The sequence below is a fragment of the Collimonas sp. OK307 genome (assembly GCF_900113705.1).
GTDB lineage: Bacteria > Pseudomonadota > Gammaproteobacteria > Burkholderiales > Burkholderiaceae_D > Collimonas.
Window position 1 is genome coordinate 148,982 of sequence record NZ_FOQI01000013.1, and the last position, 16,475, is coordinate 165,456.

Annotated in this window: 17 protein-coding genes; 13 read left to right on the forward strand and 4 right to left on the reverse strand. The window is 57.7% G+C overall.

Translation table 11 applies throughout. The annotated features are described in order from the left end of the window. The first annotated feature begins 126 nt into the window (after nucleotides 1-126). The 5 genes from BM205_RS17210 to BM205_RS17230 all read left to right on the forward strand — a co-directional run bounded on the left by BM205_RS17210 (nucleotide 127) and on the right by BM205_RS17230 (nucleotide 5,164). The gene (locus BM205_RS17210) at nucleotides 127-1,164 is read left to right on the forward strand and encodes an aminoglycoside phosphotransferase family protein (protein ID WP_092416089.1); all 1,038 of its coding nucleotides are present in this window, start codon (nucleotides 127-129) and stop codon (nucleotides 1,162-1,164) included. A gap of 32 nt (nucleotides 1,165-1,196) precedes the next feature. After that, complete coding sequence (gene murU / locus BM205_RS17215) at nucleotides 1,197-1,904, forward strand: N-acetylmuramate alpha-1-phosphate uridylyltransferase MurU (RefSeq protein WP_092416090.1); 708 nt, start codon at nucleotides 1,197-1,199, stop codon at nucleotides 1,902-1,904. 62 nt (nucleotides 1,905-1,966) lie between these two features. Continuing rightward, the gene (pepP, locus tag BM205_RS17220; RefSeq protein WP_092416091.1) at nucleotides 1,967-3,307 is read left to right on the forward strand and encodes a Xaa-Pro aminopeptidase; all 1,341 of its coding nucleotides are present in this window, start codon (nucleotides 1,967-1,969) and stop codon (nucleotides 3,305-3,307) included. A 55-nt stretch (nucleotides 3,308-3,362) separates the two neighbouring features. Further along, nucleotides 3,363-3,995: an HAD family hydrolase gene (locus BM205_RS17225; protein WP_092416092.1), complete on the forward strand. Its 633-nt coding sequence runs from the start codon at nucleotides 3,363-3,365 to the stop codon at nucleotides 3,993-3,995. Then, nucleotides 3,992-5,164: a UbiH/UbiF/VisC/COQ6 family ubiquinone biosynthesis hydroxylase gene (locus BM205_RS17230; protein WP_092416093.1), complete on the forward strand. Its 1,173-nt coding sequence runs from the start codon at nucleotides 3,992-3,994 to the stop codon at nucleotides 5,162-5,164. The genes BM205_RS17225 and BM205_RS17230 overlap by 4 nt, the downstream gene beginning before the upstream one ends. Nucleotides 5,165-5,241: 77 nt before the next feature. On the opposite strand, the gene BM205_RS17235 is transcribed toward BM205_RS17230, so the two are convergent. The 4 genes from BM205_RS17235 to BM205_RS17250 form a co-directional block, all read right to left on the reverse strand. Further along, entirely contained in the window at nucleotides 5,242-6,678 is a 1,437-nt protein-coding gene (locus BM205_RS17235; protein ID WP_092416094.1) for an NAD(P)(+) transhydrogenase (Re/Si-specific) subunit beta, read from the reverse strand. After that, nucleotides 6,675-7,001: an NAD(P) transhydrogenase subunit alpha part 2 gene (locus BM205_RS17240; RefSeq protein WP_092416095.1), complete on the reverse strand. Its 327-nt coding sequence runs from the start codon at nucleotides 6,999-7,001 to the stop codon at nucleotides 6,675-6,677. Before BM205_RS17240 ends, BM205_RS17235 begins: the two co-directional genes overlap by 4 nt. Before the next feature lie 48 nt (nucleotides 7,002-7,049). Then, entirely contained in the window at nucleotides 7,050-7,412 is a 363-nt protein-coding gene (gene panD / locus BM205_RS17245) for an aspartate 1-decarboxylase (protein WP_061541468.1), read from the reverse strand. 99 nt (nucleotides 7,413-7,511) lie between these two features. Beyond that, a complete protein-coding gene (locus BM205_RS17250; protein WP_092416096.1) occupies nucleotides 7,512-8,627 on the reverse strand; it encodes a Re/Si-specific NAD(P)(+) transhydrogenase subunit alpha in 1,116 nt (371 codons plus the stop codon). A gap of 250 nt (nucleotides 8,628-8,877) precedes the next feature. Here BM205_RS17250 and BM205_RS17255 point away from each other — a divergent pair, with 250 nt between their 5' ends. From BM205_RS17255 to BM205_RS17290, 8 genes are all read left to right on the forward strand, one after another. Further along, complete coding sequence (locus tag BM205_RS17255; RefSeq protein WP_092416097.1) at nucleotides 8,878-9,363, forward strand: NUDIX hydrolase; 486 nt, start codon at nucleotides 8,878-8,880, stop codon at nucleotides 9,361-9,363. Beyond that, entirely contained in the window at nucleotides 9,356-10,495 is a 1,140-nt protein-coding gene (mnmA, locus tag BM205_RS17260) for a tRNA 2-thiouridine(34) synthase MnmA (protein ID WP_092416098.1), read from the forward strand. The genes BM205_RS17255 and mnmA overlap by 8 nt, the downstream gene beginning before the upstream one ends. Nucleotides 10,496-10,841: 346 nt before the next feature. Further along, on the forward strand, nucleotides 10,842-11,114 hold the full coding sequence (locus BM205_RS17265; RefSeq protein WP_092416099.1) for a DUF4148 domain-containing protein: 273 nt from the start codon (nucleotides 10,842-10,844) through the stop codon (nucleotides 11,112-11,114). Nucleotides 11,115-11,283: 169 nt separating this feature from the next. After that, complete coding sequence (locus tag BM205_RS17270) at nucleotides 11,284-12,795, forward strand: efflux transporter outer membrane subunit (protein ID WP_092416100.1); 1,512 nt, start codon at nucleotides 11,284-11,286, stop codon at nucleotides 12,793-12,795. 12 nt (nucleotides 12,796-12,807) lie between these two features. Further along, on the forward strand, nucleotides 12,808-14,904 hold the full coding sequence (locus tag BM205_RS17275; RefSeq protein WP_092416101.1) for an FUSC family protein: 2,097 nt from the start codon (nucleotides 12,808-12,810) through the stop codon (nucleotides 14,902-14,904). Between the two features lie 2 nt (nucleotides 14,905-14,906). Next, nucleotides 14,907-15,110, forward strand: coding sequence for a DUF1656 domain-containing protein (locus BM205_RS17280; RefSeq protein WP_092416102.1), 204 nt, complete (start codon nucleotides 14,907-14,909; stop codon nucleotides 15,108-15,110). 30 nt (nucleotides 15,111-15,140) lie between these two features. Beyond that, nucleotides 15,141-16,034 (forward strand): efflux RND transporter periplasmic adaptor subunit, encoded by an 894-nt coding sequence (locus BM205_RS17285; protein ID WP_092416103.1) that lies wholly within the window; start codon nucleotides 15,141-15,143, stop codon nucleotides 16,032-16,034. 150 nt (nucleotides 16,035-16,184) lie between these two features. After that, nucleotides 16,185-16,475, forward strand: a 291-nt coding sequence (locus BM205_RS17290; protein WP_139227217.1) for a transposase, incomplete at its 3' end; no start/stop codon positions are given.

The window sequence follows — 16,475 nt, forward strand, 5'->3', positions numbered from 1 at the left end:
TAGGTAGCGCTGAGGAGGACCGGGTCATGAAATGAATTTGGCAAACACCATAGCAGGCGATTTTTTGAAATTAATCCCTTATTATATGGGAACTCACTACCGACAACCGTATTACTGGAATGCTTAATGTCTTTATCACAGTCTCCCCCCGCTGTACCCGATCTGCGCCAGACCCAAATTGTCGAATGGCTAACTACGCTTAGCGCCATACCCACTCTGCCTGCAACGCTACGCCCAGCCTCTGCCGACGCCAGTTTCCGGCGCTATTTCAGGCTCGATGCCGTCGATGGCAAAACCCTGATTGTGATGGATGCACCGCCGCCGCAAGAAGATGTCAAACCCTTCATCGAGATTGCCGGGCTGTTCGCCGGTATCGGCCTGTCGGTGCCAGAAATCCTGGCGCAAGACGTTGAACGCGGCTTTTTGCTGTTATCCGACCTGGGCTCTACAACTTACCTGCAGCAATTGAACGACGACAGCGCACCTAAATTGTATATGGACGCCATCGATGCTCTGGTGTTGCTGCAAACCAAGAGTCAGCCAGGCGTGCTGCCTGAGTACGACCGTGCCTTCCTGTTGCGAGAATTGCAAATATTTCCAGAGTGGTATCTCGGCAAGCATCTGAAAGCAAGCCTGAGCGACCAGCAAACCAGCGACCTGAACAAGGTTTTCGACGCCATCCTCGCCAACACCTTGGCGCAGCCGCAGGTATTCATCCATCGCGATTATCATTCACGTAACCTGATGGTGCTGCCAAACGGCAATCCTGGAGTGCTGGATTTCCAGGGCGCGCTGTTCGGCCCGATTACCTATGACATCGTATCGCTGCTGCGCGATGTCTACATCCAGTGGGATGAAGCGCAGGTGCTCGACTGGGCGATCCGCTACTGGGAACGCGCCAAACGCGCCGGCCTGCCGGTTAATCCCGATATCGACATTTTCTATCGCGATTTCGAATACATGGGCTTGCAACGGCACCTGAAAATACTCGGCCTGTTCGCGCGCCTGTATCACCGCGACGGCAAGGAAGCCTATTTGAAAGACATCTCGCTGGTCATGGAGTACACCCGCAAGACGGCGCTGCGCTACCGCGAACTGATCCCGCTGGTACGCTTGCTGGATAAGCTGGAAGATAAAGCGGTGCAGGTCGGCTATACGTTCTGATCCGTTCCAATTGCAAATCGAATAGAGTATCCATGAAAGCAATGATTTTTGCCGCCGGCCGCGGCGAGCGCATGCGTCCGTTGACCGACACCATTCCCAAACCTTTGCTGACGGTCCGCGGCCGGCCGCTGATCGTCTGGCACATTCTCAACCTGGTGCGTGCCGGCATCACCGACATCGTCATCAATCACGCTCACCTGGGACAGATGATTGAAGATACGCTGGGCGACGGCAGCAAATTCGGCGCGAAGATTACCTATTCGCCGGAAGTCGTGGCGCTGGAAACCGCAGGCGGCATCGCCAACGCCCGCCATCTGCTCGGCGAGGCGCCGTTCGTGGCGATTGCAGGCGATGTTTACTGCCCGCATTTCGACTTCGGGCAAGTCAAGAATACGCTGGAAGACAACGACATCTGGGGTCAGCCGTATGCGCTGGACAAGCGCGACAATGCCTGGCTGTTTCTGGTAAAAAATCCGCCCCACCACCCACAGGGCGATTTCGGGCTGCACAGTTTTTCGGTCAGCAATGAGGGGGAACCCGGCCATACCTATACCTTCTCAGGGATTGGCGTTTATCGGCCTTCGATGTTCGATGGCGTCAGCGCCGGCCAATCGGAAAAACTGGTGACCCTGCTACGCGAAAACGCGGCGCGCGGCCAGATCGGCGGCGACGTGTATCGTGGCGAATGGACCGATGTCGGCACCATCGAACGCCTGAATCAATTGAACGCGCCGCTGTAGTTGCCAATGCCTTCGATAACGCCTAGCTGCAGCACACTAACCTATTCCAGAAAGACGCCAGCATGACTCCTTACAGCACCCGCCGCAGCAAACTGATTGCGCAAATGCAGGCCATGGGCGGCGGCGTCGCCATCATCTCGACAGCGCCCGAGGCCGCGCGTAATGCCGATTCCGATTTTCCGTATCGCCACGACAGCAGCTTCTATTATCTTTCCGGCTTCACCGAGCCGGACGCCGTGATCGTCCTGATCGCTGGCAAAGATTCAAAGGCGATCCTGTTTTGCCGGGAAAAAAACCTGGAGCGGGAAATCTGGGACGGCTATCGCTTCGGCCCTGACGCCGCCCGCAAGCAACTCGGTTTCGACGCCGCGTTTGCGATCGACGCCATCGATACCGAAATGCCGAAACTGTTGGCCGATGCGCCGGCGATTTTTTACTCGCTCGGCAAACAGGCAAATCGCGATAGCCAGTTGCAAGGCTGGCTCAACAAGCTGAGCGGACAGGCCCGCATCGGCGTTAGCGCACCGGCCACCATCCATAGCCTGGATCCGCTGCTGGCTGAAATGCGCCTGTTCAAAGATGCGGGTGAACACGCCATCATGCAGCGCTCCGGGCAGATTGCCGCCGGCGCCCATTGCCGCGCGATGCGTATGGCGCGGCCCGGCTTGCGCGAATATCATCTGGAAGCCGAATTGCTGCATGAATTCCGCACCCAAGGCGCGGAGTCGCCGGCCTACACCTCTATCGTCGCCACAGGATCGAATGCTTGTGTATTGCACTACCGCGCCGGCAACACCGAGCTGAAAGACGGCGACCTGGTGCTGATCGATGCCGGCTGCGAGTTCGAGAGCTACGCCTCCGACATCACCCGCACATTCCCAGCCAATGGCGTATTCTCCGGCCCGCAAAAAACCTTGTATGAAATCGTATTGGCGGCGCAGCACGCAGCGATCGCGGCAACTCGCCCGGGACAACGCTTCATCGATGGCCACAATGCGGCGCTACGGATACTGGCGCAAGGCATGCTGGATACCGGCCTGCTCGACAAGAACAAAGCCGGCACGCTCGACGACGTGATCGCCAATGGCGACTATCGCCAGTTCTACATGCACAGCACCGGCCACTGGATCGGCCTTGACGTGCATGACGTCGGCGCTTATCGCGAACCCGGCGACGCAGCCCCGGAAGGCCAGCAAAAGCCGTGGCGCAAGCTGCAGCCAGGCATGGTCACCACGGTCGAGCCGGGCATCTACGTGCGTCCGGCCGAGGGTGTGCCGAAACAATTCTGGAATATCGGCATCCGCATTGAAGACGATATTCTGGTTACTGCAGACGGCAACGTCAACCTGACTAGCGACGTTCCTACCTCGGTAGCCGAGATCGAAGCATTGATGCGCAAATGAAGCAAGCGCGCCCCAAGGAAGACGTCGTAGTACAGACACGAGTATCATGATATCCATGACAAACGCATCTCCCACCATCGTCGTCTTCGACCTCGGCGGCGTACTATTCGACTGGAATCCGGACTACCTGTTCCGTAAGCTGATCACCGATGAAAGCGAGCGGAAATGGTTCCTCGCCAACGTCTGTAACAGCGAGTGGAATCTCCAGCAAGATGCCGGCCGCCCGCTCAGCGAGGCAACCGCCATCCTCAGCGCCCGCCATCCTGAGCACGCCCGTCTGATCCACGCTTTCTATGCGCGCTGGACCGAAATGCTTGGCGGCACACTGGCAGAAGGCATGGCGATTTTCGAGGCGCTGGAAACCGCCGGCGTCCCGCTGTACGCTTTAACCAACTGGTCGGGTGAAACTTTCCCGTACGCGCGCGACAACTATCCATTCCTCCATCGCTTCAAGGATGTACTGGTTTCCGGTGATGAAAAACTGGTCAAGCCGGATGCGCGCATTTACCAACGCATGCTGGAACGCATCCGCAAACACTATCCCGATGCGCAACCGGAACAACTGGTGTTCATCGACGATATCCGCAGAAACGTCGATGCGGCGCACGCGCTCGGCTGGCGCGCCATTCATCATACCGACCCCGCCGCCACCGCGGCCCAGTTGCGCAGCTGGGGCTTGCCGACATGAGCAGCCTCACCCATCCGCAGCACCAGACAGAAGTCGACATCGCCATCTGCGGCGCCGGTCCGGTCGGCCTGAGCCTGGCTGCATTACTGGTCAAACGTGGCGTTGCAGCTGCGCGGATTGCACTGATTGACGCCAAGACAGTTGAACTGGCACGGCAAGATCCGCGTTCCCTGGCGCTCTCCTACGGCAGCCGCCAGATCCTGCAAGAGATCGGCGCCTGGCCGATTGCCGCCACCGCCATTCATCAAATCCATGTATCGCGCCGCGCGCATTTCGGCCGCACCCTGATCCAGCGCGAGGAATTCCAGCTGCCGGCGCTCGGCTATGTCACGCGCTACGGCAACCTGATAACGGCTTTGGCAGCACTGCCGGCGCTGGCTGGCATCCACTTGCTGCGGCCGCTGCAAGTCAGCGCCAGCACCGAACAAGATGACCATGTGGAATTGCAATTGTCGGATGGCAGTTCGCTGCGGAGCAAATTGCTGGTGCAAGCTGAAGGCGGTGTATTCGGCGCCCAGGATGACAAATCGCTGCAACGCGATTACCAGCAAATCGGCATCGTCGCCCATGTCCAGGGCAGCGCACCGATTCCACACCGCGCATTTGAACGCTTCACCGATCAAGGACCGCTCGCGCTGCTGCCGCAAGACGACGAACACGGGAACAACTACGCCTTGGTATGGTGTGTGCGTCCCGATACTGCAAGCCAGCTGCTGGCGCTGGATGATGGGGCATTCCTGGCGGCATTGACACAAGCCTTCGGCGGCCGGCTTGGGCGCTTTCTCAAAACCTCGAAGCGCAACAGCTTTCCGCTAGGCTTGAATGCTCGCCCTGCAGCCACGCTCAGGACCGTGGCCATTGGCAACGCCGCGCAAACCCTGCACCCGGTTGCCGGCCAGGGATTGAACCTGGGCTTGCGCGATGCTGCGGTGCTGGCGCGTTTGCTGGCCGGCGACATCACCCCGGATACCCTGCAACGGTTTGCCGCCGCCAGACAGGCAGACCGCAGCTTGACGATCCACCTGACCGACGTCATGGCGCGGATTTTTGCCAGCGCCCCCGACGGCGCCGTATCGCAAACCCTGCTCGGCTTGTCGTTGGGACTGGTAGATATTGTGAAGCCGGCCAGGCGCTTGCTGGCCCGGCAAATGATGTTCGGACGACGCTAAACTGCGCATCGCTCGCACCATAAAAAAAACCGCGGCGGTTTTACCCGACGCGGTTTTTTCATAGGAATGGCCAACGCTTATTCGATCGCCTTCGCCATATCTTCAATCACCTTCTTGGCATCGCCGAACACCATCATGGTTTTATCCATGTAGAACAGTTCGTTGTCCAGCCCGGCATAACCGGATGCCATGGAACGCTTGTTGACGATGACTGTCTTGGCTTTGTAGGCTTCCAGGATAGGCATGCCGGCAATCGACGACTTCGGATCCTTGGCAGCCGGATTGACGACGTCGTTGGCGCCCAGCACCAGCACCACATCGGCCTGGGCGAATTCGCTGTTGATGTCTTCCATCTCGAACACCTGGTCGTACGGCACTTCGGCCTCCGCCAGCAGGACGTTCATGTGACCAGGCATGCGCCCGGCCACCGGATGAATCGCGAACTTGACGGTGACACCCTTGTGCGTCAGCTTTTCAGCCAGTTCCATCAACGCATGCTGCGCACGCGCCACCGCCAGGCCGTAGCCGGGAACGATGATGACAGTTTCGGCATTTCCCAGCAGGAACGAGGCATCGTCAGCGGAACCGGATTTCACCGGGCGCTGGGCTTGTGCTCCAGCCGATGTTGCGGCAGCAGCATCGCCGCCAAAACCGCCCAGGATCACGTTGAAGAACGACCGATTCATCGCCTTGCACATGATGTAGGACAGGATCGCGCCGCTGGAACCGACTAGCGAACCGGCGATGATCAGCATCGAGTTGTTCAGCGAAAAGCCGATACCCGCTGCAGCCCAGCCGGAGTAGCTGTTGAGCATCGACACCACCACCGGCATGTCAGCGCCGCCGATCGGGATAATGATCAACACACCCAGCGCAAACGCGATGATGGCCATCAAGATGAAAGGCAACCAGGACTGAGTCAGCACAAAGATGATTCCCAGCCCCAGCATCGCCACGGCCAACACCAGGTTGAAGAAATGCTGGCCACGGAAACTCACCGGCGCGCCCTGGAACAGGCGGAACTTGTATTTGCCCGACAGCTTGCCGAACGCAATCACCGAACCCGAGAAGGTAATCGCGCCAACGAAGGTACCGATGAACAGTTCGATACGATTACCGGTCGGCAGCAATTCGCCATGTGCGGCGATACCGAAAGCCCATGGCTCCGACACCGCAGCCACCGCGATACATACCGCCGCCAAACCGATCAGCGAGTGCATCGCCGCGACCAGCTCCGGCATCTTGGTCATCTCTACCCGCTTGGCCAGGAAGGCGCCGATGCCGCCGCCCACCACCACGCCGCCGGCCACCAGCCAGAAACCGAGGCCGGCTCCTTGCGATTCCGCTTTCAGCTTGACGATCAAAGCAATCGTAGTGACGACAGCTATCGCCATGCCGGCCATGCCGAAGGCATTACCGCGCCGCGCCGAAGACGGATGCGACAAACCCTTGAGCGCCTGGATAAAACAAACCGAGGCGATCAGGTACAACAAGGTCACCAGATTCATGCTCATTGGTGCGCTCCCTCTTTAGCTGCCGGCTTGGCCTTGGGCTCTTTTTTCTTGAACATTTCCAGCATCCGCTGCGTAACCAGAAAGCCGCCGAATACGTTGACAGCCGCCAGCGCCACCGCCAGCGTGCCGGCGACCTGGCCGACGATGCCTTCGGTCAGGCCGGCCGCCAGCATGGCGCCGATGATGATGATGGCCGAAATGGCATTGGTGACCGCCATCAGCGGTGTATGCAAGGCAGGTGTAACAGTCCAGACCACGTGGTAGCCGACGTAGATCGCCAGTACGAAAATGATCAGGTTGGTGATGGTGTGCGTGACTTCCATGATTTCCCCTTTATAGAAGGACAGCGCTGTTGAGACGCGCCGCTAGCCTTAGATTTTCTTCAGGCCGGTGATACGGTTGTTGTCATCGACAAACACCACTTTCGGCACATAGCTGCTTGCCTCTTCATTCGAAAGCGGGGCATAAGTACAGATGATCAGCAAGTCGCCCAGATGCGCGCAACGTGCAGCGGCACCGTTGAGCGAAATCTCGCCGCTGCCGCGTTTGCCGCGGATCGCGTAGGTCGAAAAGCGCTGGCCGTTGTTGACGTTGTACAGTTCGATCTTCTCGAACTCGCGAATGTCGGCCGCTTCCAGCAGGTCTTCATCAATCCCGCAAGAACCCTCGTAGTGCAGGTCGGCCTGGGTAACGGTCGCGCGATGAATTTTCGCGCGCAGCATGATGCGTTGCATATCTTGATTCTCCAGTTTACGAAGCCTCCGGCCTTAGCCGGATGCCCCTTTACAGCTATTAATGAAATCGGTATTTATGTCTGACTTATGTGGTGCGGCTTATTTGCGCAACACTTCGCCACCGCTGCACAACAAGGTGCCCGCAACGATATCGTCCTCGCGGTTAATCACCAGGCCGCCTTCGGCATTGATAATCAGCTTCAGGAAATCGAGCACGTTGCGCGCATACAACGCCGAAGCATCTGCCGCCACCAATGCTGCCAGGTTGCCTTCGCCGATGATGTGGACGCCGTGCCTGATGACGGTTTTGCCACTTTCGGACAACGGGCAGTTACCGCCCTGGTCGACCGCCATGTCGAGAATCACCGAACCCGGCTTCATCGCCTTGACGGTGTCTTCGCTGATCAGCACAGGTGCTTTGCGGCCGGGAATCAGGGCCGTGGTGATAATGATATCGGCTTGCTTGGCGCGCTCATGCACCAACTCGGCCTGACGTCGCATCCAGTCGGCCGGCATCTGCCGTGCATAACCGCCGACGCCTTGGGCGATTTCCCGTTCTTCATCCGTGATGAAAGGCACATCCAGGAATTTCGCGCCCAGCGATTCGATCTGCTCTTTCACAGCCGGCCGCACATCTGAGGCCTCGATTACCGCGCCGAGACGCTTGGCAGTGGCGATTGCCTGCAAACCGGCAACGCCCGCGCCCATGATCAACATGCGCGCCGCCTTGACGGTACCGGCGGCGGTCATCAGCATCGGCATGAAGCGCTGATACGTATTGGCCGCCATCAGCACCGCTTTGTAGCCGGCAATGTTGGCTTGCGACGACAGTACATCCATCGATTGCGCGCGTGAGGTACGCGGCGCCGCTTCCAGCGCAAATGCTGTCAAGCCATGACTTGCCATAACAGCAATATTGTCGGCATCAAAAGGGTTCAGCATACCGACCACGACCGTACCGCTTTTCAGCAGGGGCAGTTCGTCAGCGCCGGGGGCGCGTACCTTGAGTACGGTTTCCACGCCGAATGCCGCCGCCGCAGTAACCATCTCTGCGCCTGCAGCCGCGTAGGCTTCATCGGTAATGCTGGATAAAATGCCGGCGCCAGACTGCACCAGGACCTGATGCTTCGCTGCCACCAGCTTTTTTACCGTTTCCGGAGTCGCTGCAACCCGTGTCTCGCCAGGCCGCGTCTCGGCGGGGATGCCGATTTTCATGTACTTCTCCCATTAGTGTTAAGAATTCTTTCTGGAATCTTACACGGAAAAATTGCGACCCAACAACCAGACGTCTTGATGCAGGTTATTTATCCTCAAATTAATCATTAGTTGCGTGTATGACTACAATCACATCCTCGCTATGTGCTAAGGCGTGTTTTCAATTAATTTAGGAGTGCGCTCGCCTTCCTTGCCGCTTTTCATCCAAAACCGGCAGGCAAGTTAAAATATCGGATTAACCGAGGAATTTATGACTGACGTTTGGAAACCCTCTGTCACAGTTGCCGCAATCATAGAGCGCGACGGCCGCTTCTTGCTGATTGAAGAAGCGACCAGTGAAGGCATCCGCATCAACCAGCCAGCCGGCCATCTCGATCCCAACGAGTCGCTGCTGGAGGCGGTCGTGCGCGAAACGCTGGAAGAAACCGCGCATGATTTCACGCCAACCGCGCTGGTTGGCATGTATATGGCGAGTTATGTATCGGCGCGGACCGGAAAAGCGGTCACTTACTTGCGTTTTGCCTTTTGCGGCGATCTCGGCGCACAACACGATCAGGCGCTCGATCATGGCATCTTGCGTACCCTGTGGATGTCACGCGACGAGTTGGCAGCCTGCCCCGAGCGTCATCGCGGTTCGCAAGTGCTGCTTTGCATAGACGATTACCTGCGCGGCCAACGCGCACCGTTAAGCATGCTGAACACTCATCCAAGCGCTTACGGAGTAGCTAATGTCTAGTAAAAAACGCGTTGTCATCGGCATGTCGGGCGGGGTTGATTCCTCCGTTTCGGCCTGGATGTTGAAACAGCAAGGTTATGAAGTCATCGGCCTGTTCATGAAAAACTGGGAGGACGACGACGATTCCGAATACTGCTCGACGCGGCAGGATTGGATCGACGCGGTCAGCGTGGCTGACGTGATCGGGGTCGATATCGAAGCGGTGAATTTTGCCGCCGAATACAAAGACCGGGTTTTCGCCGAATTCCTGCGCGAATACCAGGCCGGGCGTACGCCCAATCCGGACGTTCTGTGCAATGCCGAAATCAAATTCAAGGCCTTTCTCGATCACGCCATGAAACTGGGCGCCGACCTGATCGCTACCGGCCATTACGCCCGGGTGCGGCAAGCCGACTCGGGGCGTTTCGAGTTGTTAAAAGCGATCGACGCCAGCAAGGATCAAAGCTACTTCCTGCACCGCCTGAACCAGTCGCAGCTATCGCGAACCTTGTTCCCGCTAGGTGAAATCCAGAAAACCGAAGTGCGCAAGATCGCCGAACAGATTCAGTTACCGAATGCCAAGAAGAAGGATTCGACCGGCATCTGTTTCATCGGCGAACGGCCATTCCGTGAATTCCTGAACCGTTACCTGTCGTACCAGCCGGGGCCGATGAAAACTCCGGACGGCGATGTAGTGGGCGAGCATGTCGGCCTAAGTTTTTACACGCTGGGCCAGCGCAAAGGCATCGGCCTGGGTGGCATGAAGACGCACAAGAATGCCGGTGGCGATAGCGATCCCTGGTATGTCGCCAGGAAAGATGTGGAAAACAACACTTTGTACATCGTCCAGGGACATGATCACCCTTGGCTGCTGTCGTCGAGGCTGCAAGCCGGACAACTCAGCTGGGTGTCGGGCGAAGCGCCCGATAGTGCGCATTTATCGGCTAAGACGCGCTATCGGCAGGCCGACATGGCATGTACATTTGACAGCCTGACGTTGCCGGGAACGGGGGTGGGAACGGGTGTGGAAAATTTCGCCCTCAAATTCACCGATCCGCAATGGGCCGTCACGCCCGGCCAATCTGCCGTGCTATATGACGGCGACATCTGTCTCGGTGGCGGCATTATCGAGTCATCCGGCAGCATCGTCTGATTACTGCCTCGTTACTGCCTGATACTGGTTTTGCGTCCCGATGATGCAAAACCAGTTCAGTTCCGACTAGCTGTTCTTCCCTGCCTTATCGTCATGCCCCTTAACCTCGATTTGTTGCCGTCGGCAGCAAAAAGTTTCCGATTATTATTTCCATTTCAGAAATAGTTAATTTCCAATAAGGCCATTTATTGTTGATCGTGAAGTCTCTACACTGAGCTTCATCGATGGGCGCAACACACAAGCAATATCAACAACGCAAGTGCGCCGCTCACCGAGGCAGGACCCGACGGGCTGCAATCTCGCCTGTTCCGCCGAGCCCGGTGCCATCAACTTATTGGAGAAAAACATGAACGCCAAACAACTTATCGCAGGTCTGACAATCTTAGCCGCCGCTGGCAGCGCTATGGCAGTTACCCCATATCCACCTGAAACACCGTTCGTCTCGACCAAGTCGCGTGCCGACGTCCAGGCTGAACTGTTGCAAGCTCAGAAAGATGGTTCGCTGAATGTGGCGAGTAATCAATACCCGGTGATTGCAGCCGCAAACAAACCAGTTAGCCGCGCTGAAGTCGTGAGCCAGATCAACAAAGCTGAGCCATCGGTATACAACGGCAACTAAGCTGTAAAGAAACGTCTGATGTGACACTGATTCAACGAGATTCAGCGTCACGTAAAAACGCCAGCAATGCTGGCGTTTTGCTATTATTGAATCACATCCTCGTGCGCCGCAAAACCCGGGGTTTTAGCAGATAGAAGCGTTCAAACCAGTCATACTATTTTGGGTTCACATGCGGTTATTTCCCCTCTCCTGGCGTTCCCCTCCGGTCAATCTGCTGCTGGCCTGTTCCCTGACGCTCCTGCTAAGCGCCTGTGCTGATTTCTCAGGTATCAATCCGCAATCCAAATTGACGGATAGTAATTCGCTCTCTGCAGGTAAGGTGCTGACAGATATCGCCAACACCCAATGGCCCAAAACTGCGTGGTGGCAAAATTATCGCGACCCGCAACTTGATGCCCTGGTACAACAAGCCATCGCCGACAGCCCTAACCTGAAGATAGCCCAGGCGCGCATCCGCCAGGCTTCGTCATTGGCAGGCGTGGCGCGCGCCGCCACTTTGCCGACGGTAGGCGCCGAAGCCAGCAGCACACGCGGCTTGTACTCATCCGAATATATCTTTCCGCCACCGCTCGGCGGCAGCTGGAACTGGGACAATGAAATTACCGTCAAGGCCAGCTACGATCTTGATCTGTGGGAAAAGGATCGCAGCGCGCTGGAGTCGGCGCTCGATACAGTCCACGTCAGCGCAGCCGAAGCCCGCAGCGCCCAGCTGAACCTGGAAGTCGCCGTGGTCCGCGGCTATGTGCAGCTGGCCACCCAATACGCGCTGCGCGACATCGCCAGTGCGACGCTGGCACAGCAGACTTTGATCTTCAGCATCGCGAAACGAAAATTGGCGGCGGGCCTCGGCACCAGGCTGGAAGTCAGCCAGGCCGAAACCGCATTGCCTGAGGCGCGCGCCAACATCGAAAAAATCGACGAGAACATCGCCTTGCTGCGCAACCAGATTGCCGCCTTATGCGGCAAAGGCCCCGGCAGCGGCGATGCAATTCAGCGGCCGCAACTGGCTGCCCGCCTGGTCGGCGCTGACAACCAGGCGCCGCTGGCGATTGGCTTGCCCGATAATGTACCGGCACATCTGATTGGCCGCCGCCCGGATGTCATTGCGCAACGCTGGCGGGTTGAAGCGATGGACAAGAATATCGACGTCGCCAAGGCGGCGTTCTATCCCGATATCAATATCTCCGCCTTCATCGGCTTGCAAGCACTCGGCTTCACCAACTTCCTGAGTTCGTCTGCCGGGGTGCGCGGCGCCGGGCCGGCCATTTCGCTGCCGATTTTTGAAGGCGGCCGCCTGCGCGCCAATCTCGGTGCTCAAACCGCCGCACTCGACGGTGCTATCGAAAGTTACAACAACACCGTAGTGCAAGCGCTGCAAAACGTGGCCGACCAGATCGTCAAACTGAAGTCGCAGCAACAGCAGCGCGGACAGTCGGAACAGGCATCGGCGCTGGCGCAGCAATCCTACGATCTGGCCAAGCGCGCTTACCAGGCCGGCCTGACCGCCAATATCAATGTCATTCAAACCCAGTTGACCCTGTTGCAACAGCAGCAACGCGTGGCGCAAATCCGCGCCAGCTACCTGGATAGCTGGGCGCAACTGATGCAAGCGCTGGGCGGCGGCCTGGGTGACGATTTGCCACAACCCGCTGCCACGGCAACAACCACTGCAGATAAATAAGCGACGCCAACCATGAGCGAGATTGCAGATAATCGGCACAGCTGGCTGGACCATCTGAAACATGCTGCCGTCGGCTGGGTAGAAGGTCATGGCCAGGATCTGCTATATATCAGCAAAATCCTGCTGGCGACTTTGCTGGCGCTGGGCCTGTCGCTGTTATTCGACCTGTCCAAACCGGGCACCGCAATGGTGACCGTCGTCATCGTACTGCAGCCGCGTAGCGGCCTGGTGCTGGCCAAGGGGTTTTATCGTTTCGTCGGCACCGGAGTCGGAGTCGTCATGTCGATCATCCTGGCGGCTTCGTTTTCGCAACAACCCGTCTTGTTCCTGGCGGCCGGCGCCTGCTGGCTGGCTTTTTGCACCGCCGGCTCGACCGTATTCCGCAATTTTCAATCGTACGCCTTCGTACTGGCCGGATATACCCTGGTCATCGTCGGCTTACCGGCAGCGCTGCAACCTGATCAAGCCTTCGATATCGCCATGACGCGCCTCAGCGAAGTGATGTTGGGACTACTCTGCGCCGGGCTCGTCAGCGACGTGCTGTTCCCCAAACAATTGTCCGACGTCCTGCTGCAGATTGCACGCAAGCGTTTCGCCGACTTCAAAAATTTCATCGCGCTGGATGATGTTGCCGACGGCTCGCGTCCGGTGCGTGAACGGATGGTGCTGCGCTTTATCGGCGAAGTCGTTTCGCTTGAAGCCCTGCGCACTTCATCGGTATTTGAAAGCGCCGCCGGACATCTGCAAAGCCTGCGATTAAGGCAGTTGAATAACGCCTTCATGACCGCCTCTACCACCTTTCATTCATTGGACCAGCTGTTCGGCCGCCTGCAAGCCAATGGCAAACTGAGCACGCTCAACGCGTTGTTGATGGAGTACAAAGCGATCGTGCGCGCGCTCTCCAGCCAGGATCGCTCGCTGCTTACACAAGTGCGCAGCCAGCTACCGCAACGCCTGGTCGCCTTGCGTCGCGGCCTGGCTGCAAGCAGTAACAGCGCCAGCAGCCATCTGCTCGATTTCGATTCGGCCACCGAATTGCTGACAAGGTTTGCCGACGAACTGCAGGTTTACGCAAGAATCCATACCGTCGTGATACAGAACGAAATGCACAGGCCGGACGACGTCCAGCTGATCTCGCATTATGTGGCGCGCACCGACCCGACGCTGGTCGTGACATCGGCCTTGCGAGCGGCGATCGGTTTTGGCGTATCGTCGCTATTCTGGATAGAATCCGGCTGGGTTTCCGGCACTGACGCTGTCGTCATGGCGACCGTCGTCAGCGCCCTGTTTGCCGCAGCTCCATCTCCCTCCAAGATAGTCAAGCAGTTCATGATCGGCGCTGCGCTGGGTGGATTTTTCGGCTTCTTATCGGCCTATTATCTGCAATCGCAAGCAGAAAATTTCATCATGCTGTGCCTCTCGCTGGCTCCATTCATTCTGATCGGCGCCTGGCTTAGCACCACTCAGAAATACGCTGGCATCGGCACCGGCATATTGCTGTTCTTCTTGTCCTACGCCAGCATCGGCAACAACTATCAGTTCGACATGCCGGCGCTGCTCAACGGCATGGCCGGCGGTTTGATCGGGGTTGCCATTGCCCTGGTCATGTATCAGATCATCGATCCATCCGATAGTAGCTGGATCAAGCGCCGCCTGGCGCGCGCACTACGACACCAGGTGATAGAGGCTTGCAGCCGGCCGTTACCCGGATTGGCGGCGCGGTTCGAGAGCGGCACACGCGATCTGCTGGCGCGCTTTGCGGTTACCCACTCGCTGGAAAATCCGGATGACCGCGATATCATGACCTGGTTATTATCCGTATTGGAAATCGGCCGTGCCGTGATCCAGTTGCGGCAGGAGACGTTAAGCGTCGAAGATCCTGCGGCGCACGAAAAAATCGAACAATGCATACGCAGCATCGCCTATCTTTTTGCGCGACCCAACCAAACCAGCCTGCGTGCTGCGCTGGATGCTGTGCTGGCTGCGATTGCCGTTTGCGGCGAGCTGCCGTCCGTACTCGCCAATTTGCATCTGATGCGCGGCGCGATGCTAGAGCGCGTCACCGTGCTGACGCCTGCCGAAACCTCACCTATCATTTCGGAGACTTGACCATGCCGCGCGAAATCGCATTATTCGATGCGCTCATACCGACTTTGCTGCTGGTATTTATCGGCTGTCTGTTTTTGCAGATGGCGATCGATTGGGTATTCACCCGCCTCGGCTTGTTTCGTTATGTCTGGCATCCCAACCTGTTCCGGATCGCCCTGTTCTTTTGCATTTTCGGCGCTGCCGGATTGCTGTTGCACACCGCATAATTTGCCGTAAAAATTTGTTCTAAGGCCGACATGAAATCATCAACCATTTTAAAAACCCTGCTGCAGGTAGCGATCACGCTGATCGTAGTGCTGATCGCGTTCTTGCTTGCGCGCGCGCTGTGGGACCGCTACATGAATACGCCCTGGACCCGCGATGGCCGCGTGCGCGCCGACGTCATCAGCGTCGCCGCCGATGTCTCCGGCATCGTGGTCGCGGTTCCAGTAGCCGACAACACCTATGTGCACAAAGGCGATTTGCTGATGAAGATCGACCCGGCGCGCTACACGTTGGCGTTAGCGCAAGCTGAAGCGGTAGTAGCCGAACGCCGGATCGGCCTGAGCACCAAACAACGCGATGCGGCACGCCGCGCCAAGCTGGACGGCGATGTAATTTCCAGTGAAAACCGCGAAAACTCCAGCGCCGACGCCTCCGCCGCCCAAGCCTCGTATCAAGCAGCCCTGGCAGCGCGCGACAGCGCCAAGCTGAACCTGGACCGCACCGAAATCAGAGCCACGGTAGACGGCTGGATCACCAACCTCAACGTCCATGCCGGCGACTTCGCCCAGGCCGGCACGCCGAAGCTGGCGGTAATCGACGCCAATTCGTTCTGGGTGTACGGTTATTTCGAAGAAAACAAACTCCCTCTGATGAAAGTCGGCGACGCCGTCGACATGCGCCTGCTCGGCAGCGAGCAGATCGTCAACGGCCACATCGACAGCATCTCACGCGGCATCACCGACCGCGACAATGCGTTGGGCAGCAACGGCCTGGCCAATGTGAACCCGAGCTTCAACTGGGTCCGGCTGGCACAGCGGGTGCCGGTGCGTATCCATATCGACAAGGTGCCGGATGGGATAACGCTGGCTGCGGGTATGACTTGTACGGTGATTGTGAAACCGGGGCAGCGTAGCGATAAAAAATAAGAGCTGCCAGCTGCATGCTATGGCATGCACTCCGTGGCTCGTTAAATGGGGTCAGAGTAATTTTCGCAAAAGACGCGAAAAAAAACTCTGAGGTAGCCCGGGTTTGATGGACATCCCAAATAGGGGACAATATGTCCTCGAGAGGATCCCATGAAAGCAAAGCTACCTTCCCCGTTACCAACGACTAAGTCTGTCGCCCCTGAACAGCCAAAGCGCGCCACGTTTACAAAGGCCTTCAAGCTTCTGGCTGTCGAGCGCATGCGACAAGGCGAGAAGAGTCCAACTGAACTAGCCCTGGAGTTGGGGATTCGCCGAAATCAGCTCTATAAATGGGCCAAGGCATTGGATGAACGTGGCCAGGCTGCCAGTTTCAATGGCGCTGGCCGGTTGCCGAAAGAACAGGAAAGCGAAGTAGTTCAGCTACGCCGTGAACTAGCGCGC

What these genes read in the sequence shown, in the direction of transcription:
- BM205_RS17225 (WP_092416092.1), top strand. Translation starts at nt 3,363, where the DNA reads ATGACAAACGCATCTCCCACCATCGTCGTCTTCGACCTCGGCGGCGTA.
- mnmA (WP_092416098.1), top strand. Translation starts at nt 9,356, where the DNA reads ATGTCTAGTAAAAAACGCGTTGTCATCGGCATGTCGGGCGGGGTTGAT.
- BM205_RS17230 (WP_092416093.1), top strand. Translation starts at nt 3,992, where the DNA reads ATGAGCAGCCTCACCCATCCGCAGCACCAGACAGAAGTCGACATCGCC.
- BM205_RS17250 (WP_092416096.1), bottom strand. Translation starts at nt 8,627, where the DNA reads ATGAAAATCGGCATCCCCGCCGAGACGCGGCCTGGCGAGACACGGGTT.
- murU (WP_092416090.1), top strand. Translation starts at nt 1,197, where the DNA reads ATGAAAGCAATGATTTTTGCCGCCGGCCGCGGCGAGCGCATGCGTCCG.
- BM205_RS17240 (WP_092416095.1), bottom strand. Translation starts at nt 7,001, where the DNA reads ATGGAAGTCACGCACACCATCACCAACCTGATCATTTTCGTACTGGCG.
- panD (WP_061541468.1), bottom strand. Translation starts at nt 7,412, where the DNA reads ATGCAACGCATCATGCTGCGCGCGAAAATTCATCGCGCGACCGTTACC.
- BM205_RS17235 (WP_092416094.1), bottom strand. Translation starts at nt 6,678, where the DNA reads ATGAGCATGAATCTGGTGACCTTGTTGTACCTGATCGCCTCGGTTTGT.
- BM205_RS17210 (WP_092416089.1), top strand. Translation starts at nt 127, where the DNA reads ATGTCTTTATCACAGTCTCCCCCCGCTGTACCCGATCTGCGCCAGACC.
- BM205_RS17270 (WP_092416100.1), top strand. Translation starts at nt 11,284, where the DNA reads ATGCGGTTATTTCCCCTCTCCTGGCGTTCCCCTCCGGTCAATCTGCTG.
- BM205_RS17265 (WP_092416099.1), top strand. Translation starts at nt 10,842, where the DNA reads ATGAACGCCAAACAACTTATCGCAGGTCTGACAATCTTAGCCGCCGCT.
- BM205_RS17255 (WP_092416097.1), top strand. Translation starts at nt 8,878, where the DNA reads ATGACTGACGTTTGGAAACCCTCTGTCACAGTTGCCGCAATCATAGAG.
- BM205_RS17275 (WP_092416101.1), top strand. Translation starts at nt 12,808, where the DNA reads ATGAGCGAGATTGCAGATAATCGGCACAGCTGGCTGGACCATCTGAAA.
- BM205_RS17285 (WP_092416103.1), top strand. Translation starts at nt 15,141, where the DNA reads ATGAAATCATCAACCATTTTAAAAACCCTGCTGCAGGTAGCGATCACG.
- pepP (WP_092416091.1), top strand. Translation starts at nt 1,967, where the DNA reads ATGACTCCTTACAGCACCCGCCGCAGCAAACTGATTGCGCAAATGCAG.
- BM205_RS17280 (WP_092416102.1), top strand. Translation starts at nt 14,907, where the DNA reads ATGCCGCGCGAAATCGCATTATTCGATGCGCTCATACCGACTTTGCTG.